The 17245-nt window shown below is 34.0% G+C and carries 17 protein-coding genes; 12 read left to right on the top strand and 5 right to left on the bottom strand.

The window, feature by feature from the left end:
• Positions 1 to 23: 23 nt before the first annotated feature.
• A complete protein-coding gene (locus tag BKM63_RS04625) occupies positions 24 to 1316 on the bottom strand; it encodes an aminopeptidase P family protein (RefSeq protein WP_071635456.1) in 1293 nt (430 codons plus the stop codon).
• A 298-nt stretch (positions 1317 to 1614) separates the two neighbouring features.
• Between BKM63_RS04625 and BKM63_RS04620 the strand changes: the two genes are divergently transcribed.
• The 4 genes from BKM63_RS04620 to BKM63_RS23830 all read left to right on the top strand — a co-directional run bounded on the left by BKM63_RS04620 (position 1615) and on the right by BKM63_RS23830 (position 4799).
• Entirely contained in the window at positions 1615 to 2790 is a 1176-nt protein-coding gene (locus BKM63_RS04620; protein WP_071635455.1) for a DUF5018 domain-containing protein, read from the top strand.
• 216 nt (positions 2791 to 3006) lie between these two features.
• A complete protein-coding gene (locus BKM63_RS04615) occupies positions 3007 to 4353 on the top strand; it encodes a polymer-forming cytoskeletal protein (protein ID WP_071635454.1) in 1347 nt (448 codons plus the stop codon).
• 8 nt (positions 4354 to 4361) lie between these two features.
• Complete coding sequence (locus tag BKM63_RS23835; protein ID WP_242661093.1) at positions 4362 to 4565, top strand: hypothetical protein; 204 nt, start codon at positions 4362 to 4364, stop codon at positions 4563 to 4565.
• A 24-nt stretch (positions 4566 to 4589) separates the two neighbouring features.
• Positions 4590 to 4799, top strand: a complete 210-nt coding sequence (locus tag BKM63_RS23830; protein ID WP_242661092.1) for a GNAT family N-acetyltransferase — start codon at positions 4590 to 4592, stop codon at positions 4797 to 4799.
• A gap of 72 nt (positions 4800 to 4871) precedes the next feature.
• Here the strand turns inward: BKM63_RS23830 and BKM63_RS23490 are convergent, their stop codons facing one another.
• Entirely contained in the window at positions 4872 to 5057 is a 186-nt protein-coding gene (locus BKM63_RS23490; protein WP_123907042.1) for a bacteriocin-like protein, read from the bottom strand.
• Between the two features lie 246 nt (positions 5058 to 5303).
• Between BKM63_RS23490 and BKM63_RS04600 the strand changes: the two genes are divergently transcribed.
• The 4 genes from BKM63_RS04600 (at position 5304) to BKM63_RS23580 (ending at position 7391) form a co-directional block, all read left to right on the top strand.
• Positions 5304 to 6044, top strand: coding sequence for a LytTR family DNA-binding domain-containing protein (locus BKM63_RS04600; RefSeq protein ID WP_071635452.1), 741 nt, complete (start codon positions 5304 to 5306; stop codon positions 6042 to 6044).
• Positions 6045 to 6145: 101 nt separating this feature from the next.
• Positions 6146 to 6706, top strand: a complete 561-nt coding sequence (locus BKM63_RS04595) for a hypothetical protein (protein WP_071635451.1) — start codon at positions 6146 to 6148, stop codon at positions 6704 to 6706.
• Between the two features lie 57 nt (positions 6707 to 6763).
• Positions 6764 to 7135, top strand: a complete 372-nt coding sequence (locus BKM63_RS04590; RefSeq protein ID WP_071635450.1) for a hypothetical protein — start codon at positions 6764 to 6766, stop codon at positions 7133 to 7135.
• 79 nt (positions 7136 to 7214) lie between these two features.
• On the top strand, positions 7215 to 7391 hold the full coding sequence (locus BKM63_RS23580) for a hypothetical protein (RefSeq protein WP_165608750.1): 177 nt from the start codon (positions 7215 to 7217) through the stop codon (positions 7389 to 7391).
• Positions 7392 to 7592: 201 nt separating this feature from the next.
• On the opposite strand, the gene BKM63_RS04585 is transcribed toward BKM63_RS23580, so the two are convergent.
• Positions 7593 to 8954: a hydroxymethylglutaryl-CoA synthase family protein gene (locus BKM63_RS04585; RefSeq protein ID WP_071635449.1), complete on the bottom strand. Its 1362-nt coding sequence runs from the start codon at positions 8952 to 8954 to the stop codon at positions 7593 to 7595.
• 362 nt (positions 8955 to 9316) lie between these two features.
• Between BKM63_RS04585 and BKM63_RS04580 the strand changes: the two genes are divergently transcribed.
• The 3 genes from BKM63_RS04580 to BKM63_RS04570 all read left to right on the top strand — a co-directional run bounded on the left by BKM63_RS04580 (position 9317) and on the right by BKM63_RS04570 (position 12836).
• A complete protein-coding gene (locus BKM63_RS04580) occupies positions 9317 to 9982 on the top strand; it encodes a succinate dehydrogenase cytochrome b subunit (RefSeq protein ID WP_071635448.1) in 666 nt (221 codons plus the stop codon).
• Between the two features lie 11 nt (positions 9983 to 9993).
• Positions 9994 to 11994 carry a fumarate reductase/succinate dehydrogenase flavoprotein subunit gene (locus BKM63_RS04575; RefSeq protein WP_071635447.1) on the top strand — a complete coding sequence of 667 codons (2001 nt, stop codon included), beginning with the start codon at positions 9994 to 9996 and terminating at the stop codon, positions 11992 to 11994.
• A gap of 95 nt (positions 11995 to 12089) precedes the next feature.
• Positions 12090 to 12836, top strand: a complete 747-nt coding sequence (locus BKM63_RS04570) for a succinate dehydrogenase/fumarate reductase iron-sulfur subunit (RefSeq protein WP_057115183.1) — start codon at positions 12090 to 12092, stop codon at positions 12834 to 12836.
• 66 nt (positions 12837 to 12902) lie between these two features.
• Here BKM63_RS04570 and BKM63_RS04565 read toward each other — a convergent pair whose 3' ends face one another.
• The gene (locus tag BKM63_RS04565) at positions 12903 to 15206 is read right to left on the bottom strand and encodes a family 20 glycosylhydrolase (RefSeq protein ID WP_071635446.1); all 2304 of its coding nucleotides are present in this window, start codon (positions 15204 to 15206) and stop codon (positions 12903 to 12905) included.
• A gap of 187 nt (positions 15207 to 15393) precedes the next feature.
• Here BKM63_RS04565 and BKM63_RS04560 point away from each other — a divergent pair, with 187 nt between their 5' ends.
• Positions 15394 to 16170, top strand: coding sequence for a DeoR/GlpR family DNA-binding transcription regulator (locus BKM63_RS04560; RefSeq protein WP_071635445.1), 777 nt, complete (start codon positions 15394 to 15396; stop codon positions 16168 to 16170).
• On the opposite strand, the gene BKM63_RS04555 is transcribed toward BKM63_RS04560, so the two are convergent.
• Positions 16167 to 17237: a dipeptidase gene (locus BKM63_RS04555; protein ID WP_071635444.1), complete on the bottom strand. Its 1071-nt coding sequence runs from the start codon at positions 17235 to 17237 to the stop codon at positions 16167 to 16169. The genes BKM63_RS04560 and BKM63_RS04555 overlap by 4 nt on opposite strands.
• Positions 17238 to 17245: the final 8 nt, after the last annotated feature.

Genomic DNA, 17245 nt, shown 5'->3' with positions numbered 1-17245 from the left:
AATCTGTTTTTCTGTATTTTTTTTTAAGAATTCATCAGGCTTTCGATTTCGTCTGCTTCAAGCGGAATATTGCGCATTAGGTTAAAAGGTTCTCCTTTTTCCTGAACTACAACATTATCCTCAAGACGAATTCCGAATTTTTCTGCAGGAATATAAATCCCGGGTTCGACTGTAAAAACCATATTCGCTTTCATTGGTTCGTGAAGTAATCCGTAATCGTGCGTGTCCAGTCCCATGTGATGAGAAGTTCCGTGCATGAAATATTTTTTATAAGCTGGCCATTCTGAATTTTCATTCTGAACATCAGCTTTGTCTAATAAACCTAAACCAAGCAACTCTGATGTCATAACTTTACCAACTTCGATATGATATTGTTTCCAAAGTGTTCCTGGAGTCAGCATTTTTGTAGCCTCATTTTTAACTTTTAACACAGCATTGTAAACTGCTTTTTGACGATCAGAAAATCTACCTGAGACCGGAATTGTTCTCGTCATATCGCTTGAATAATTTGCGTATTCTGCTGCAACATCCAATAAAATCAAATCTCCGGCTTTACATTGCTGATTGTTTTCGATATAGTGTAAAACATTCGCATTATTTCCAGAAGCAATAATTGGGGTGTAAGCAAAACCTTTAGAACGGTTGCGAATAAACTCGTGAGCCAATTCGGCTTCGATTTCGTATTCCATTACGTTTGGTTTTACGAATGATAATAATCTACGGAAACCTTTCTCTGTAATATCACAAGCCTGCTGAATCAAATCGATTTCTTCGCTTTCTTTTACAGAACGAATGCGTTGTAAAATTGGGTTGCTTTTTGCCACATTATGTGCTGGATAACGTTCTTTCCACCATTTTACAAAACGAGCTTCGCGGGTTTCAGTTTCAACTGAGGCACGATAATGCTCGTTTGTGTTAATGTACATTGTATCGGCATATGTCATCATTTCGTTCAAAACTTTATGAAAATCCTGTAACCAGTAAACAGTTCTGATTCCAGAAACCTGAAAAGCACGTTCTTTAGTCAGTTTTTCACCTTCCCAAACTGCAATATGATCGTTAGTTTCTCTAAGGAAAAGAATTTCTCTTTGGTGCTCATAAGGCGCATCTGGGAAAAGAAGCAAAACACTTTCTTCCTGATCTACACCGCTCAGATAAAAAATATCTCTATGCTGAGCAAAAGGCAAAGTACTATCCGCACTAACTGGGTAAATGTCATTTGAATTAAAAACGGCAACCGAATTAGGTTTCATTTCTGCCGTGAATTTTTTGCGGTTTTTTACAAAAAGAGCGCTGTTTATTTGATGATATTTCATAATTATTTCGTTTTTGAACTTCGAATTTCAAAATTAGTGATTTTTGAAGAAGTGGCGTATAGTTGATTTATTAAAGTTTTCTTATTTGTTTTTTGTTTTACTGTGAAAGTGCTAAACCATAACATTTTTAGACAATCCTTTCAATTCTAATGGTGGAGAAGCTTTTTTCAAAGAATTCGACAAGCTTAAATATTGAAAAGAAATTAATTATTAGATTTTATAGAAATGTGGTTTTCCGTAAAGAAATTAGGTTGTAAATAGTAATATTTGTATTCTATAACTAATCTTAATATAATTCATGAAAACAAAAATCAATCGATTTGCTGTCTTTTTATTAATCTCTGTTCTAATGATATCTTGTGTCTCAGAGGGAATTTTAAGTTCTGCAAATACAATTCAATCTTTTAGTATAACAAAAGGTAGTGTAACAAAAGAATTTTCAATTGTCGAAAACTCTATAAGTGGTGTGGTAGAAAGTACATTTGAATTAGACGATATCAAATTATCAGTTTCAATTCCTAAAGGAGCGACGATTAGTCCGGATCCGGCTTCAATTAAATCTATTAATGGGATATTGAATTTTGTTGTTACAGCAGAAAATGGAGAAGCGAGAAATTATGAAGTAGATATAAAAAGAGAGCCAAGTATTGATAATTTTATCTTAGAATTAAGTATTAAAACTCCAAACTTGCTGCTAAATGCTGATATTGATAATTTAACTGGTTTAATAACAAAAAGACTGCCAGAGATTAATGACCTTAAAAATTTAGATGTAGAATTAAAAATTTCAAAGCACGCAGTAATTACACCCGATCCTAAAACGATAAAAGATTATTCTGAACCAGTAAATTTTACCATAAAATCTGAATCAGGCGCAGAAAAGATTTATCAGGTTAAACTGCATCATATGGATTTTAATATAGTAAGATCATGTTCAGAAGCAAATGCATGGAAATGGTTTGGCGGTGATAACAGAGCTAACGCACCGGATATTTTACCTTATGATAGAAATTTAGGAACAGGGCAAGAAATTGTTTTAGATAAAAATTTAGTGCCTTCTGCTTTTAGTATTCATCTTCGTGAAGGTTTTTCGTATTTCGAAAGTAAAGAAGATTACAATAAACCTGTAACTCTAAAATTAATTGTAAGAGATGCAAGTTTTAATATTTTAGCAACTACAACTACAGATGTTTCTGGGCAGTTTGCAGGAGGTTTTATCTCGTTTGATTTACAAAGGCTAAACCTTTTTTTAGAAGCTCATAAAACGTATATTTTTTATTGGTATTTAGTTGATGGTGAGAAATTAGGTATTAATGCAGGTAGTTCGGCTAATAATAAAAATGGATCTGGATTCTGTTTTAGTTCGGGTTATGCAGGAGAATCTAAGATTAGCAAGAAAAATACTTTGGAGGATTTGTCTGTTTGGTATAAACACGAATGGCATTTTAATATAGAATTAGAGGGTAAAGAATAATATGGATTAGTGAGTTGATATTATTAGTTAAAAAATACCAACAATATTAAAAAAGATTCATTTAGTTTAAAATGCAAATAAAAACCGAAGTAATTCAACTTCGGTTTTTATTTGCAATCTTTTTTGAGAGTACAATTTTCTGATTATTGTTGATTTTTATAATAGAATTGTTTAACCTTGATATTAGAAAAGTTAACTTCGATTAATATAATAATAATGCAGCATTCAAGCTTTAAACTCATAATAATAAAAGAAATAAAATCGCAGTATCCATTTTTAATTGATAATGAAGGATTTGATTATTTTGAAGAATGGCAAGACGAAGATTTTTTTCTGGTATCAGAAGAAGATGTAAATTTTGAAGGGAATTTTTATTTAGATCTTTATGAAGAGAAAGAGAAGAAATGGCTTGGCAGCTTATTAAATCTTCCAGCTAAAAAGATGCATGAAATAAGAATTGAAGGTGTTTTTATAAATGGAGATTTCTCTGCAAGCGGTTCAATTATTAATTCAGAGGGAGATTATGGACCTTATGTTTTTGTAAACGGAAATATTAACTGTCAAAGTCTTTTACTTGGCGGAGCCAATGTTGAAATAAAAGGAAAAATTACAGCAAAAGAAGTTGTGATGACCTATTATAATCATGGTAATTTTAGATGTGGCGGTTTAATTGATGCTCCGGTTTTTATCGTTACAGATCATAATACAACATTTGCAGAAAGAAAAAATGATTTGTTTTATTACAATGACAGAGCCGATGATGTTGACCCAAAAAATGAATGTGAATATGACGATGAAACAGGTGATGAAATTATCTCCAACGAACTTCGAAAATTACTCGATAATCCGCTAATTGAAACTTTTGAAGAATTAGAAAGAGACTTGGCAAGAGGCGAATTAGTTTTAAAACAAAACAATCCGCCGGCTAAAACTTATGAATATTGGCGAGATCGTGTTCAGGCGAATTATAGAGATCTCAAACTGGTTCCGAAAGAATTTAAAACCGAAGAACTTTGTAATCTGGCATTAAATACTAGCTATCATGCTTTGCCGTTTATCGATCAGGATTTAATAACTTCCGAACTCTGCGAACAATTAGTTGGCAAAGATGGTTTTGCGATTCAGGTTATTCCTGATGAATTTATAACGAAAGAACTTTGTTTTAAAGCGGCTCAAAGCGGTACAATGATAAGATTAATTCCGGCAGAATATTATTCTGAAGAATTGATTTTAACGACATTCAAAAACGGAAAACATGAACCGGATATTAATGATATTCCTTCTGATTTTATTACCGAAAGTCTTTTAGAAGAATATGTAAAAATTGCAAAAGGACTTTGGCTTGATAACGTCTGCAAACAAAACGGAATTGATAAATTACAAGTTTTAAAACAAGTAATCGATTCTGGAATTCAATATCTGGATAACATTTTTGGAAATCATTTCAGTAAAGAAACGGTTGATTATGCTTTTTCGGTTTATAAAAATGAAGAGGAGTGGAGTAATTATGTTCAAAAATATAAAGTTAAATTTGAGCGTCTTGAGTTGAATGAATATTTATAAATAGATTAATGGAATTAGATATTAAAATCAGAAAAATAGAAAAACAAGACTTAGACTTCATCTACAAAGCAATTTGCGAACTCGAAAATGAAGTTTTAGATTTTAAAGTTTTCGAAACGATATTCAATGAAAATATTTCAAATCCAAAAAATCTTTATCTAATTGCCGAGAACGAAAAGGAAGGTTTAGGGTTCATTAGTTTCCATACGTAAAACCTCCTTCATCATTGCGGATTAGTGGGAGAAATCCAGGAGTTTTTTATTCATCAAAATCATCGAGGAAAAGGTGTTGGACGTTTATTGATCAATGAAATCAAGAATTTTGCTGCTCAAAATGATCTAAAAAGTATTGAAGTTACAACCAATAAAAGAAGGGTAGAGAATGTGGCTATTTACGAAAATCTTGGTTTTGGCTTAACGCATAATAAATTTACGATTTATAACTAAGCTTTCCGGAATGAAGAAATTGAACATAAAAAAAACTGCTATCGAAAGACAGCAGTTTTGATAAACAGATGATTATACTGCTCCATATTCCATACAGGTACTGCCTGTTGCTGTTTTGTATAAATACCAGCCACATGAGTTTATGGTATAAAAAGTGGCTTCCTGACCGTTGCATAACGGCCATGGTATGCAAGGTGCACCATTACCAGCGTTAATTGTTTTTAATTCTTCTTTTGATAGTTTTTGGAATTTTTTCATGGGTTAATTTGTTTTTTGATTTTCCTACTCTATAAGTTTTTCGGATACCACTCTGATAAAAATACAAATTATTTTTAAATAAATACTTACAATAAAAGCTTCTAATCTTAAATTTGTGGTAATTTACTTCTTTTTTATTTGTGTTGTAATTGTTGATCTTAGGAATAACTGAAAAACCAGCAAATCTTACCTGAGACAAGTTGAATTAAAGTTTAATATTGTATACTATAATTACTTTAAGAAAAGATGAAAGAATTAAATCCTAAAATAAAGCATCATTTAGTAGTTGGTTTACTTATTGGTGTCTGGTTATTTGTATTTGCTTTCATTATCAAACCTTTTGATGATGGCACTATAAATTTCAGAGTGTGGTTTTTAATCAGCCTTGGATTTAGTTTTTTTGCTTTCTTTGGTTACGGCATTTTGGCACTTCTGCAGAAAATAATTTACTCGAAAATCTCAAAATGGAATCTGGGTTTAGAAACAGCAAGTATTCTTTTCTTTTTTTTAATCTATCTCATTGGGATTTATTCGTTTTACAAAAGTCCAATTTTAAATGGAGGTTATAGTTTTGTGGAGTTCTTCTCTATAATTTTTATTAAAGTCGCTTTGATTTTAGCTCCCGTAATTGTTCTCGCAAGAAGATATTTGATTAAGCTGATTCCTATAAAAGATGATATTTTGATTTTTAGGGGAGAAAACAGATTGGATGTTTTAAAAATCAAAAAAACAGATTTGGTTTGTGTTTCCAATGCTCAAAATTATGTTGAGATTTTTTATATCGAAAATGGCAAACTCCATTCAAAGCTTATTCGATCGTCTCTTAAAAAAGTGCAGGATGATTTTAGTTTTTTGGTTCAAATACATCGTTCGCATTTAATAAATCCTGTGCATTTTAAGTCTTGGAGAAATCCAAATACAATAATGCTTACCCAAATAGAACTTCCGGTTTCTAAAAACTATAAAGAAATCTTGCTAACATTATAAATTTTGTACCTAAAACAATATGTTTCGTACCTAAGTCAATAGCAATAGGCTTTCAGGTAATTTTCTGTTTTAGTTTTGTTTCATCAATTTTAATATAAATTATGAAAACAAAAGATTTTTGCCTCATCGGATTGCTGTTTTTTCTAACCAGTTATGTGTTATTTTCTAATATTTTACCGAGACTCAATACATCAATAGATTTTGCGCATTGGTTTAATTTAATTGGTGCTTGTTTTTTGCTTTCGTTTAATGATGCATTTACTAAAAGCAAAATAAAAACTGTTGCTTCTGTTTTAACGACTTTAGGCGTTATTGCGCATATTGGTCTTTGTACAATCGATTTTATTATGTCCAGCTATGGAAATAATGAAATCGCAAAAACCGAATTAAGTCAGCATATCAGCAATTCGCCAGTGATTTTTTATCCATTTGTCGCTGTTGGTCCTTCGTTGCTCTTTATTGGTTTGGCGATGCATGCATTTAATTTTATTAAAACAAATACAGTAAGCGCTTTAATGGTGATTATTGCTGCGCCTGCAATTGGTTTTTCTTTCTTTGCTTTAAAAAATGGAGTTTTAATGCTTTTGAGTTGTACTTTTTTTATTTTAGGATTGGGTTTGTTGTTATTAAGAAAAGAAGAAAAAACAGTTGGAGTAAATTGAATCTTTTGTTTTAATTCGTATTTTCGTCGCATAAAACGGTAATTTAATTCAGTTAAATTGACAAAAAAATTAAAATATCTAATTACGCTCTTTCTGGCTTTTGCCATGATTGCGGGCGATGGTGCTTTAAATTTTCAGTCAAAATCGGCAGATTATTATCAATCTTCGCGAGTTATTATAAACAGAGAATTAGATTTTAAAAATTCTCGTGTATACCAATTTGGCTTTTCGAGATCTCTTGAAAAAGCTTCGTTTTCGTTTTTTATACTTTACAAAAGTGTAAAAGAAGTTTTGAGTTTTCAAACTCAAATTATTCTCAAAAACCATAAAAATCTTCATCAAAAAATAAATTCATTTATAAAACAAGCTGTTTTTGTAAATGAAGTAATTACTTCTGGTAACTTCAAGAAAAGTTTATACACCGCTTAAGAAATTTCTTTTTCTGAGCTTTTATGCTATTTCATGGCATAAGATGATACTATAATGTCTAATCATTTATCATTTTAAAATGTATAAACAAAATAAAACACGTTTAGAGCAGTCTAAGCGACCACTTCATTGGATAAAAAGAAGATTAATTTTAATAATAACAGCTTTTATGCTGGGAATGGCAAACGGAATGAATGTAGAAGATACAAGAATAAAAGGAAATCAAAATTATACGGAGCAGCATAAAATGGATTGATTTTTTAATTAGAGAATATGTCAATGCGATAATTAAAGAATGCTTTCTATTTGATGAGGCCTTTGTCAAAGTTTTAAACTTTGACAAAGGTTTTTTACTTAATCTTGTCATGTGGATATAAAACAAAAACCGAAGTACTTGCTTCGGTTTTTTTGGAATTTGGTCCCGATGCCTCGGGATAAAAAAATGGAATTTAAAAATTTATTCCACCCATTTATAATATCTCGCCCCAATCAAAACAGGGATTTCTTTTTCGATTCTGTCTAAAACCCATTCTTGTTTTGGAGTTCTAACACTTTGTTTTTGTTCTTTTTTATGAAGACTTTCATAAGTATTAAAGTCTATTTCTACGCTTTCCGCTAAGTTTTCAAAAAGTTTTACATCTGCTAAAGCCGATTTCCATTCCGGTTGAATTGTTCCTTCAAAAACTTTCGATTTCGATCCGCTTCCGTAAGCCAGGAAACCGAATTTAGTTCCGGCAACTTCTTTATTGGTGTCATGAAAATGCGCCAAAGTTGATAATAATCCCATGAAAATAGAACCTGTATACAGATTTCCAATTAAAGAAGAAGCCAATTCTGCAGGTTGTAATTTCTCAGTTACAAAACTTCTGTAATCATCAGATTTTGCTACTTCCTTAATTTTTGTCTGATAATCTGAAGGAGCAATATCATCAGTAATAATTTTTTCAGCGCTGTCTAAGGCATAGATTTCAGACAACATTCTGCGCCCCTGAAAAGAATAAGGCAAGTGCATTACGATACTGTGCCAGGTATTGTATAAAGTTTCGGTCGTATTTTTTAATTTTTTAAATGAAAAGTAAGCATTACGCGTACGATCCATATAACATTGGTTGGAATATTGACCGTCAAAAACCGGCTGGTCTTTATGAATTTCGATCTCAGCTTCCAGATTGTCAAACCAAGAATCGTTGTTGGTATTTTGAGTGATTTCTTCTTTAGAAATAGTTCTGTAAGGTTTAAAGAAGTCAAAAACACCTTTTGTACTCGTTGCCCAATTGTCATCAAAAGCAATAATTCTTGGGTTTGCAGTTACTAACATTGCTACTGCTCCGGCGCCTTGTGTGTATTCTCCGCCAGAGTTTAAATCGTATTTTGCAAAATCGGTCGTGACTACAATTGCTTTTTTAGCCGGATTCAATTTTACAAAATCAAGGCAGTTTTGCAAAGCGTCTACACCGCCAATGCAGGCAAAAGTAAAATCGACAACATCACATTCTGCCAATGAATCTTCGCCAAATTTTTGCTCCATTAAATTAATTAAATAAGAAGCAATTGGTTTTGAACTGTCAACACCGCTTTCGGTACCAACGTAGATGCGGCTGATTTCTTTTAAGTCAATTTTATTGTCACTAATAAGCTTGGTTAAAGCATTTGCACCAAAAACAACCGCGTCCTGATGAACATCTGGGAAAGTCATTTTTAGTAATCCAAGTCCTTTTTCTAATTTTTCTGGTTCAATATTTCTGGCGATTGCCAAAGTTTTTATGGGTAAGTGTATGTTTGCGACATCAAAAGAGATGGCATCAATTCCTGTTTTCATTATGTTATTTTTTGAAGCCGATAAAGGTAAAATTATGTTGTGGAATGACAATTTTTTAATCCCATAAAATTCCTCTTTAAAGACACTTTTGAAGAAAACAAATTAAAACTTTGAATAAAATAGTAATATGATAAACTTTTATGAAAGACTGTGTAGTGCGTAATTAGTATGAATTAAACGTCTAAGAGCCAGTTTTACAAAATTTTATAATAAAATAAATTGGTAATGTCTGCTTTTTATAAGTAAAAGTACGTATACGTAGTCTATTTTAAAATCATTATAAATAACAGCGAAATGGTTGTAGTTCTTTTGTAATTGAGTTATTTTTGTCTAATTTTTTAAAACAAACTACTTAAACACTTATGGCACAATCTGCACTATTGAATGCTTCCATCTTAAAGAAAGTAGCTATGGCTCTTTCGGGAATATTCTTAATCACGTTTTTAGCGCTGCATGTTTCCTTAAATTTTATTTCTATTTTGAGTGAAGACGTTTTCAACGAAGCTTCTCACTTTATGGGATACAATCCGCTGATACAATATGTAATGCAGCCAGTTTTGGCGTTCGGGGTAATTTTCCATTTCGTTATGGGATTTGTACTAACAGCTCAAAACAGCGCAGCAAGACCAATTGCGTATGCAAAATACAACGGAGCGGCAAATGCTTCTTGGAGTTCTAGAAATATGATTATTTCTGGATTGGTTATTTTGGCATTCTTAGGATTGCATTTTTATGATTTCTGGTTTCCTGAAGTTACCTACAAATATATTGCAGGTACAGCACCAGATGCTACTAGGTATTATGGAGAGTTAGTTCATAAATTTCACGATCCAATTCGCACAGGATTATACTGCGTGTCTTTCATCCTTTTAGGATTCCACTTATGGCACGGGTTTGCATCTTCTCTTCAATCAGTAGGGATGCACAACAAGTATTCAAGATTTTTAAGTAAAGTAGGTTACTGGTTCGCAGTTGTGGTGCCGGCACTTTTCGTAATTATCGCATTATTTCATCATTTCAATAATTAATATCAATTATAATGGCATTAGATTCAAAAATTCCAAATGGTCCTATAGCGGACAAATGGACAAATTATAAAGATCATATTAATTTAGTAAACCCTGCTAACAAACGTAATTTAGATATTATTGTAGTTGGTACAGGTTTGGCTGGAGGTTCGGCTGCGGCTACTTTGGCTGAGTTAGGATATAACGTAAAAGCATTTTGCTTCCAGGATTCACCACGTCGTGCGCACTCTATTGCAGCACAAGGGGGTATCAACGCTGCAAAAAATTATAAAGGTGACGGTGACTCAGTTTACAGATTGTTCTACGATACTGTAAAAGGAGGTGACTACCGTGCACGTGAGGCAAACGTTCACCGTTTGGCTGAAGTTTCGGCTAATATTATTGACCAGTGTGTAGCTCAAGGGGTACCATTGGCTCGTGAATACGGCGGACTTTTAGATAACCGTTCTTTTGGAGGAACTTTGGTTTCTCGTACATTCTACGCACAAGGACAAACAGGACAGCAATTGTTGCTAGGAGCTTATTCTGCAATGAACCGTCAGATTGGCCGTGGAAAAATTAAAATGTACAACCGTCACGAAATGCTTGATATTGTAATCGTTGACGGAAAAGCGAGAGGTATTATCGCTCGTAACTTAATCACCGGAGAAATAGAAAGACATTCTGCTCACGCGGTAGTAATTGGTTCTGGAGGATACGGAAACGTATTTTTCCTTTCAACAAATGCTATGGGATCAAACGCAACAGCAGCTTGGAAAATTCATAAAAAAGGAGCGTTTTTCGCAAATCCTTGCTACACACAAATTCACCCAACATGTATTCCGGTTTCTGGAGATCATCAGTCAAAACTGACTTTGATGTCTGAATCATTGCGTAATGACGGTCGTATTTGGGTTCCTGCAAAATTAGAAGATGCTCAGGCAATTCGCGAAGGAAGAAAAAAAGCAACTGATTTATCTGAAGCTGAGAGAGATTATTTCTTAGAAAGAAGATATCCTGCTTTTGGTAACTTAGTTCCTCGTGACGTTGCGTCTCGTGCGGCTAAAGAAAGATGTGATGCTGGTTTTGGAGTTAACAAAACTGGAGAAGCGGTTTACTTAGATTTCGCAGCAGCAATTAAACGTTACGGAACTGAAGAAGCTTACGTAAAAGGTTTAGATGCTAATGATGCAGCTTTGGTTACTAAATTAGGAACTGCAATCGTTAAGAGTAAATACGGAAACTTATTCCAAATGTACTTGAAAATTGTAGACGAAGATCCTTATGTAACACCAATGATGATTTATCCTGCGGTTCACTACACAATGGGTGGAACTTGGGTTGATTATAACTTAATGACTACAATTCCGGGATGTTTCTCAATTGGAGAATCTAACTTCTCTGACCACGGAGCAAACAGACTTGGAGCTTCTGCTTTAATGCAGGGATTGGCTGATGGATATTTCGTATTGCCATATACTATCGGAGATTATCTTGCTCCGGATATTAAAATGGGAGAAATTTCTACAGATTTACCAGAATTCGTTGAAGCTGAAAAAGCGGTAAAAGATCAAATCGAGAAATTTATCAATAACAACGGTAAACATTCTGTAGATTATTTCCACAAAAAATTAGGAAAAATCATGTGGGATAAAGTAGGTATGGCTCGTAATGCTAAAGGTTTAACTGAAGCTATCGAAGAAATTGCCGCTTTACGTGAAGAGTTTTATAGAGATGTAAAAGTACCAGGAAGTGCTAACGAATTTAATCAGGAATTAGAAAAAGCAACTCGTGTTGCAGATTTCTTAGAATTAGGAGAATTGTTCGCGAAAGATGCTTTACACCGTAACGAATCTTGTGGAGGTCACTTCCGTGAGGAATACCAGACAGAAGAAGGAGAAGCACTTCGTGATGATGAAAACTTTGCATACGTTGCTGCTTGGGAATACAAAGGAAAACCAAGTGATGCCGTATTACACAAAGAACCTCTTAATTACGAAAACATTAAATTAGTTCAAAGAAGCTATAAATAAGAATTTGGTCGAAAGTCCAAAGTCTTAAAGTCAAAAGGCAAAATGTGTCAAACGACTTTCGACTTTCGACTTTATGACTTTCAAACTAAAAAGGTATGAAACTTACATTAAAAATATGGCGTCAAAAAAACGCCCAAGATAAAGGGGGAATCGTTGAATACCCAATCGACGGAATCGAACCAGATATGTCTTTCCTTGAAATGCTTGATGTTCTTAACGAACAATTAATCAACAGAGGAGAAGAGCCGGTAGCATTTGATCACGATTGTCGTGAAGGAATCTGCGGAATGTGTTCATTATTCATCAATGGAGAAGCTCACGGACCAGACAGAGGTGTTACAACTTGCCAGTTACACATGCGTATGTTTAAAGATGGTGATACGATTTTTATCGAGCCATTTAGAGCAAAAGCTTTCCCTGTAATTAAAGATTTAGTTGTTGACAGAAGTTCTTTTGACAGAATTCAGCACGCAGGTGGATTTATCTCTGTAAATACTTCAGGAAATACAATTGATGCGAATACAATTCCAATTAACAAACACGATGCAGATAAATCATTTGATGCTGCTGCTTGTATTGGTTGCGGAGCTTGTGTTGCAACTTGTAAAAACTCATCAGCAATGTTGTTCGTTGCTGCAAAAGTATCGCAATATGCTTTATTACCGCAAGGTAAAGTTGAGGCGGTTGACCGTGTATTAAACATGGTTCACCAAATGGATCACGAAGGTTTTGGTAACTGTACTAATACCGGAGCTTGTGAAATTGAATGTCCTAAAGGAATTTCGCTTGAAAATATCGCACGTATGAACCGTGAGTATTTAGCAGCAAGTTTAAAAGGATAAATTAAAACGTACAATTTTAGTTTATATAGAAAAACGCTTCCGTTACGACGGAAGCGTTTTTTGTTTTTATTCGTAATACAATTGTGATTCGTTTATTTCCTGTTTTTCTTTTCCTTCCTGCTGAATGAAACAGGTTAAAGTAGTTCCTCCAATCTGATCAAAATAACTGATGTTGATTTTGTGAAATCCTTTTTCGAGCTTAACCGCGCCATAAGCTTCGTTTAACCAATGAATACCATCATTATTTACAACTAATTCATGATCTATAAAAAGCTTTGATCCGTCGTCAGAAAGGGTCGAAAACGTATAATTTGCCGTTTCCGGGATAAAGATATATCCTTCAAATTTTAAGCCGATATAGCGCTCTGTTTTTGTTTTCCATTTTTCACTGCTTATTTTACCTTCAAATATGCCTGATGAAACTGGTTTTGCCAATTCTAAATCCTGAACCTGCTGAAATAATTTACCGGTAAAATAATCGAATTTTAATCCTTTCTTAGTTGGTTTTGCTGCTAAAGCTTGTTTAAGATCCGGATTTCTAACTAATATTTTACTGATAGAACTTTTTCTGCCGCCTGGGCTAATTTGAACTGTTTTTATAATTCGGTATTCGCCCTTTGGTATATTTATGGTGACAGGTTTAGTATAAAGTTCCGCCGTTTCATCTGGATTGTAGCCATCGATGGTATAGAAAATCTGCCCGTTTTTAATTGTTGGTTTTAAATCTAAAATATATTTTGAACCAATTAATGCTGTTTCTTCTGATCCATAAGGAATTGGAACTTTATACAATCTTTTTTGCGATTCTAATTTCTCTAAATGATGCGGTATCTGATTCAGAATAAAGCTATTATAGTTTTTATTTTGTGGTTCAGTCCAGGCAATTTCTGCCAAAGCAAAAACCCGGGGATAAAGCATGTAATTTAATTTCGCGGGACTTGTCAAATATTCAGACCAAAGATTCGACTGCACGCCCATAATATATTTTTGTTCTTCAATAGTTAAGCTATCTACGGGAGTGGGGTTGTAGTTGTAAATTTTTTCAACTGTGGTCAGTCTTCCAATCGTTAAAGGCTCTTGCGGAGAATATCCCTGATTGTAATCCAGATAAAGAACCTGCTCGGGATTCATGATTACAAAATGCTTTTGTTTCGCTGCGCTGATACCGCCAGATTCGCCTCGCCACGACATTACGGCTGCGTTTGGTGCGAGTCCTCCTTCGAGCATTTCATCCCAGCCCAAAATTTGTCTGCCGTTTGCGTTTAGGAATTTTTCTATTCGGGTGGTTAAATAGCTTTGTAATTCGTGTTCATTTTTTAATCCCAAATCTTTGATTCGTTTTTGGCAGTTCGGACATTCTTTCCATCTTGCTTTTGGACATTCATCTCCGCCAATATGAATATATTTACTTGGAAATAATGCCATAACTTCGGTTAAAACATCTTCTAAAAAAGTAAAAGTTTCTTCTTTTCCAGCGCAGAAAATGTCTTCAAAAACACCCCATGATTCCACCACTTTATACGGACGATCGGGAAAACAGGATAAATTTGGGTAAGCCGTTACGGCTGCAGTTGCGTGGCCGGGCATTTCGATTTCCGGAATAATATTGACATAATGGTCTTCGGCAAATTTTACAACGTCTTTAATTTCTTCCTGAGTATAAAAACCGCCGTATGGATTTGCGTCAAAAAAATAAGGAAATCTTTCAAATTTATTTCCAACTAAAGTCTGCGCTCTTTTCGATCCGACTTCGGTTAGTCTTGGATATTTTTTTATTTCAATTCTCCAGCCCTGATCATCAGTTAAATGCCAATGGAAATTATTTAATTTATAATATGACATCTGTGCGATAAAATCTTTTATAACATCAACAGTAAAAAAATGACGGCAGACATCAAGGTGAAGCCCGCGGTAGTCGTATCTGGGCTCGTCTTCGATGGTGACACAAGGTAATTTTATTTCCTGATTCTTCGAATTATCAGGCAGTAACTGCAATAAACTCTGCACAGCATAAAATAAACCTTCTTCACTTCCGGTAACCGTTATTTTTTTTGAAGTAATATCGATTTTATAAGCTTCTTTTTTTGAAGATACAGCTGGTTTTTGGGTAATAAATAAAACTTCAAGATTACTTTTTTTATTTGTTGTATTGGCATTTATAGCCGACTCGAAAATCTGCGCCGTTTTAAACTCTTTTGTGCTGTATTTATTTTTATTAAATGAAATTTTAATTTTGCCGTTTATGCGAATGCTGTCTCCATTTGCTTTATAAACATTAGGAGCAGGAATTATCGATTTATTGTTAAACGTACTTTGAGCATTTCCAAAGAAACAACAGAAAATTAAAAATAGAAATATACTTTTTTGCATGGTTACTTTTTGGTTTTGTTAAACAAATTTAAGGTTTGTTAATTGGTTTGCATATTTTTTGCAAAATGTATTTTTGCTTAAATGTCTTTAAAATAGCGGAATTAACTTTTTAATTACTTTGTGTTATAATTTGTTTCGCAAGAATATTGCATTTATTGTTTACATTTGTTCAAAAAAAGGAATTCGCATGAATAATGATAATGAAGTAATAAATTACACTAAAGAGGAACGTAAAAATCTTATCCTAAAAGAAATCAACCTGCATACTCGTGTAAGTTTTGAAACACTTTCGGCTAAATTATTTGTTTCTGAAGATACTGTAAGACGTGATATAAATGAACTTGAATCAGAATCTTTGTTGATTAAGGTAAAAGGCGGTGCAATGACTAAGGCCTATCACCATTCTTCATCTAATCAAACTTATGCGGGCGAATCGAAGCAGATTATTGCTCAAAAAACGTTAGGACTGCTTCATGACGGAATGGTCTTGCTAATTGGAGGCGGAACTACAATTCGAGAATTTATCCGTTTGATTCCTAATGATTTAAATTTGACCATTTTTACAGTTACTGTTTTATCTGCGGTTGAACTTTTGGATAAACCCAATGTTAAAATTATCATGATTGGCGGTAGTATTTCATCTTACAGCCAAATGTGTGTGAGCGGTGATGTTTATAATCAGTTAGCTAATATTAAAGTTGACTTATTAATATTAGGAACGAATGCTTTAGATATCGAAGGCGGTTTCTCAGACTCTGACTGGGAAACGGTTCAGGTTAAAAAAGCAATGATTCAGGCTTCCGAAAAAACAGCGATTCTTACGATTTCTGAGAAACTGGATACGGTTCTAAAAATGAAAATTGCCAACTTATCTGAAGTTAATTACGTTGTCACGGAAGTTGATCCGGGCGACGAAAAATTACAAGCATATAAGAAGGCAGTTCCAAGTTTAGTTTTTATCTAATCCCAATTCTTTATTAAAAAGTTGATCCAGTTCTGGTGAAAGATTTTATCTAAGTCTTCATCAGAATAGCCGTTGTTTTTAAAAATCAGAACCAATTTCTGCAAATCGGCTATGGTATTTAAATCATACGGAGATTGTTCTGTCCCAAAAGCACCGTCCAAATCTGAACCTACGCCAATATGATTGGCATTTCCGGCCAATTGGCAAATATGATCCATGTGGTTGAAAACCGTTTCCAGATTGCAATTCATTTCTAAAGGCATCGAAACACCTCTTTCCCAGTTCGGAACCAGCATCCAGGCATCTAAAGCGCCGCCAATAACGGCTCCTCGAGAAATTAAAGCCTTAATCATTTCATCGCTGTACTGGCGATTATGATCTACCAGGCTTCGGCAATTATTATGACTTGCCCAAACTGGTCCGTTATAATGATCTAATGCCTGCCAAAAAGCATCGTCGCACAAATGAGTTGCATCTAAAATAATATTTAAACGTTCCATTTCTCTTAATAAATCAATTCCGTTTTGATTCATTTTTCCGGTTGCGTCTGTTCCGTTTGCGTAGCGTCCCGGGCCATAATGCGCCGGACCGATCGCACGTAATCCGTAATTATATGCTTTTTCTAAATATGAAATGTCAATTATAGAATCAGCACCTTCCAAACTCAAAATATAACCAATAGGTTTTTTGTCGTTTGGTGTTCCGTCATTCCATAAATCAATTTGTTTCAGAAGCGATTTTTTGTCTGTAATTGGGGTAATTTCTCCGGCTTCTTCCATGGCTTTGTACCAGGCAAGCTGTCCTTGGGTTTGTGCCCAGGCTTGCTCAGGAGAATTCCAACCCGGAATAATACTGTCTGGTTTTACAAATCTTGCAATTTGAGTGGCCACAACAATCCCGATATTACCACGTCGCAAATCAGGAAACGAGACCGTTGCGCGCTCACGATCCGGTTTGTCTGTCATTCCTTTTTCGAGCTGACGCAAAGTGGGAACGTCATTTCTTAAATCACGATTCCATTCCATTGCATTCATGCTCAGGTCTAAATGGGCGTCTATTATAAACATAGTATTCG

It is taken from the genome of Flavobacterium johnsoniae (assembly GCF_001879205.1).
GTDB classification, from domain to species: domain Bacteria; phylum Bacteroidota; class Bacteroidia; order Flavobacteriales; family Flavobacteriaceae; genus Flavobacterium; species Flavobacterium johnsoniae_A.
The sequence above is the reverse complement of the archived record's forward strand: the minus strand, read 5'-3'. Positions and strand labels throughout refer to the sequence as shown.

Bases quoted from the DNA above. Each gene is read 5' to 3' on its own strand.
- BKM63_RS04625 (WP_071635456.1), bottom strand. From the start codon at position 1,316: ATGAAATATCATCAAATAAACAGCGCTCTTTTTGTAAAAAACCGCAAA.
- BKM63_RS04620 (WP_071635455.1), top strand. From the start codon at position 1,615: ATGAAAACAAAAATCAATCGATTTGCTGTCTTTTTATTAATCTCTGTT.
- BKM63_RS04615 (WP_071635454.1), top strand. From the start codon at position 3,007: ATGCAGCATTCAAGCTTTAAACTCATAATAATAAAAGAAATAAAATCG.
- BKM63_RS23835 (WP_242661093.1), top strand. From the start codon at position 4,362: ATGGAATTAGATATTAAAATCAGAAAAATAGAAAAACAAGACTTAGAC.
- BKM63_RS23490 (WP_123907042.1), bottom strand. From the start codon at position 5,057: ATGAAAAAATTCCAAAAACTATCAAAAGAAGAATTAAAAACAATTAAC.
- BKM63_RS04600 (WP_071635452.1), top strand. From the start codon at position 5,304: ATGAAAGAATTAAATCCTAAAATAAAGCATCATTTAGTAGTTGGTTTA.
- BKM63_RS04595 (WP_071635451.1), top strand. From the start codon at position 6,146: ATGAAAACAAAAGATTTTTGCCTCATCGGATTGCTGTTTTTTCTAACC.
- BKM63_RS23580 (WP_165608750.1), top strand. From the start codon at position 7,215: ATGTATAAACAAAATAAAACACGTTTAGAGCAGTCTAAGCGACCACTT.
- BKM63_RS04585 (WP_071635449.1), bottom strand. From the start codon at position 8,954: ATGAAAACAGGAATTGATGCCATCTCTTTTGATGTCGCAAACATACAC.
- BKM63_RS04580 (WP_071635448.1), top strand. From the start codon at position 9,317: ATGGCACAATCTGCACTATTGAATGCTTCCATCTTAAAGAAAGTAGCT.
- BKM63_RS04575 (WP_071635447.1), top strand. From the start codon at position 9,994: ATGGCATTAGATTCAAAAATTCCAAATGGTCCTATAGCGGACAAATGG.
- BKM63_RS04570 (WP_057115183.1), top strand. From the start codon at position 12,090: ATGAAACTTACATTAAAAATATGGCGTCAAAAAAACGCCCAAGATAAA.
- BKM63_RS04565 (WP_071635446.1), bottom strand. From the start codon at position 15,206: ATGCAAAAAAGTATATTTCTATTTTTAATTTTCTGTTGTTTCTTTGGA.
- BKM63_RS04560 (WP_071635445.1), top strand. From the start codon at position 15,394: ATGAATAATGATAATGAAGTAATAAATTACACTAAAGAGGAACGTAAA.
- BKM63_RS04555 (WP_071635444.1), bottom strand. From the start codon at position 17,237: ATGTTTATAATAGACGCCCATTTAGACCTGAGCATGAATGCAATGGAA.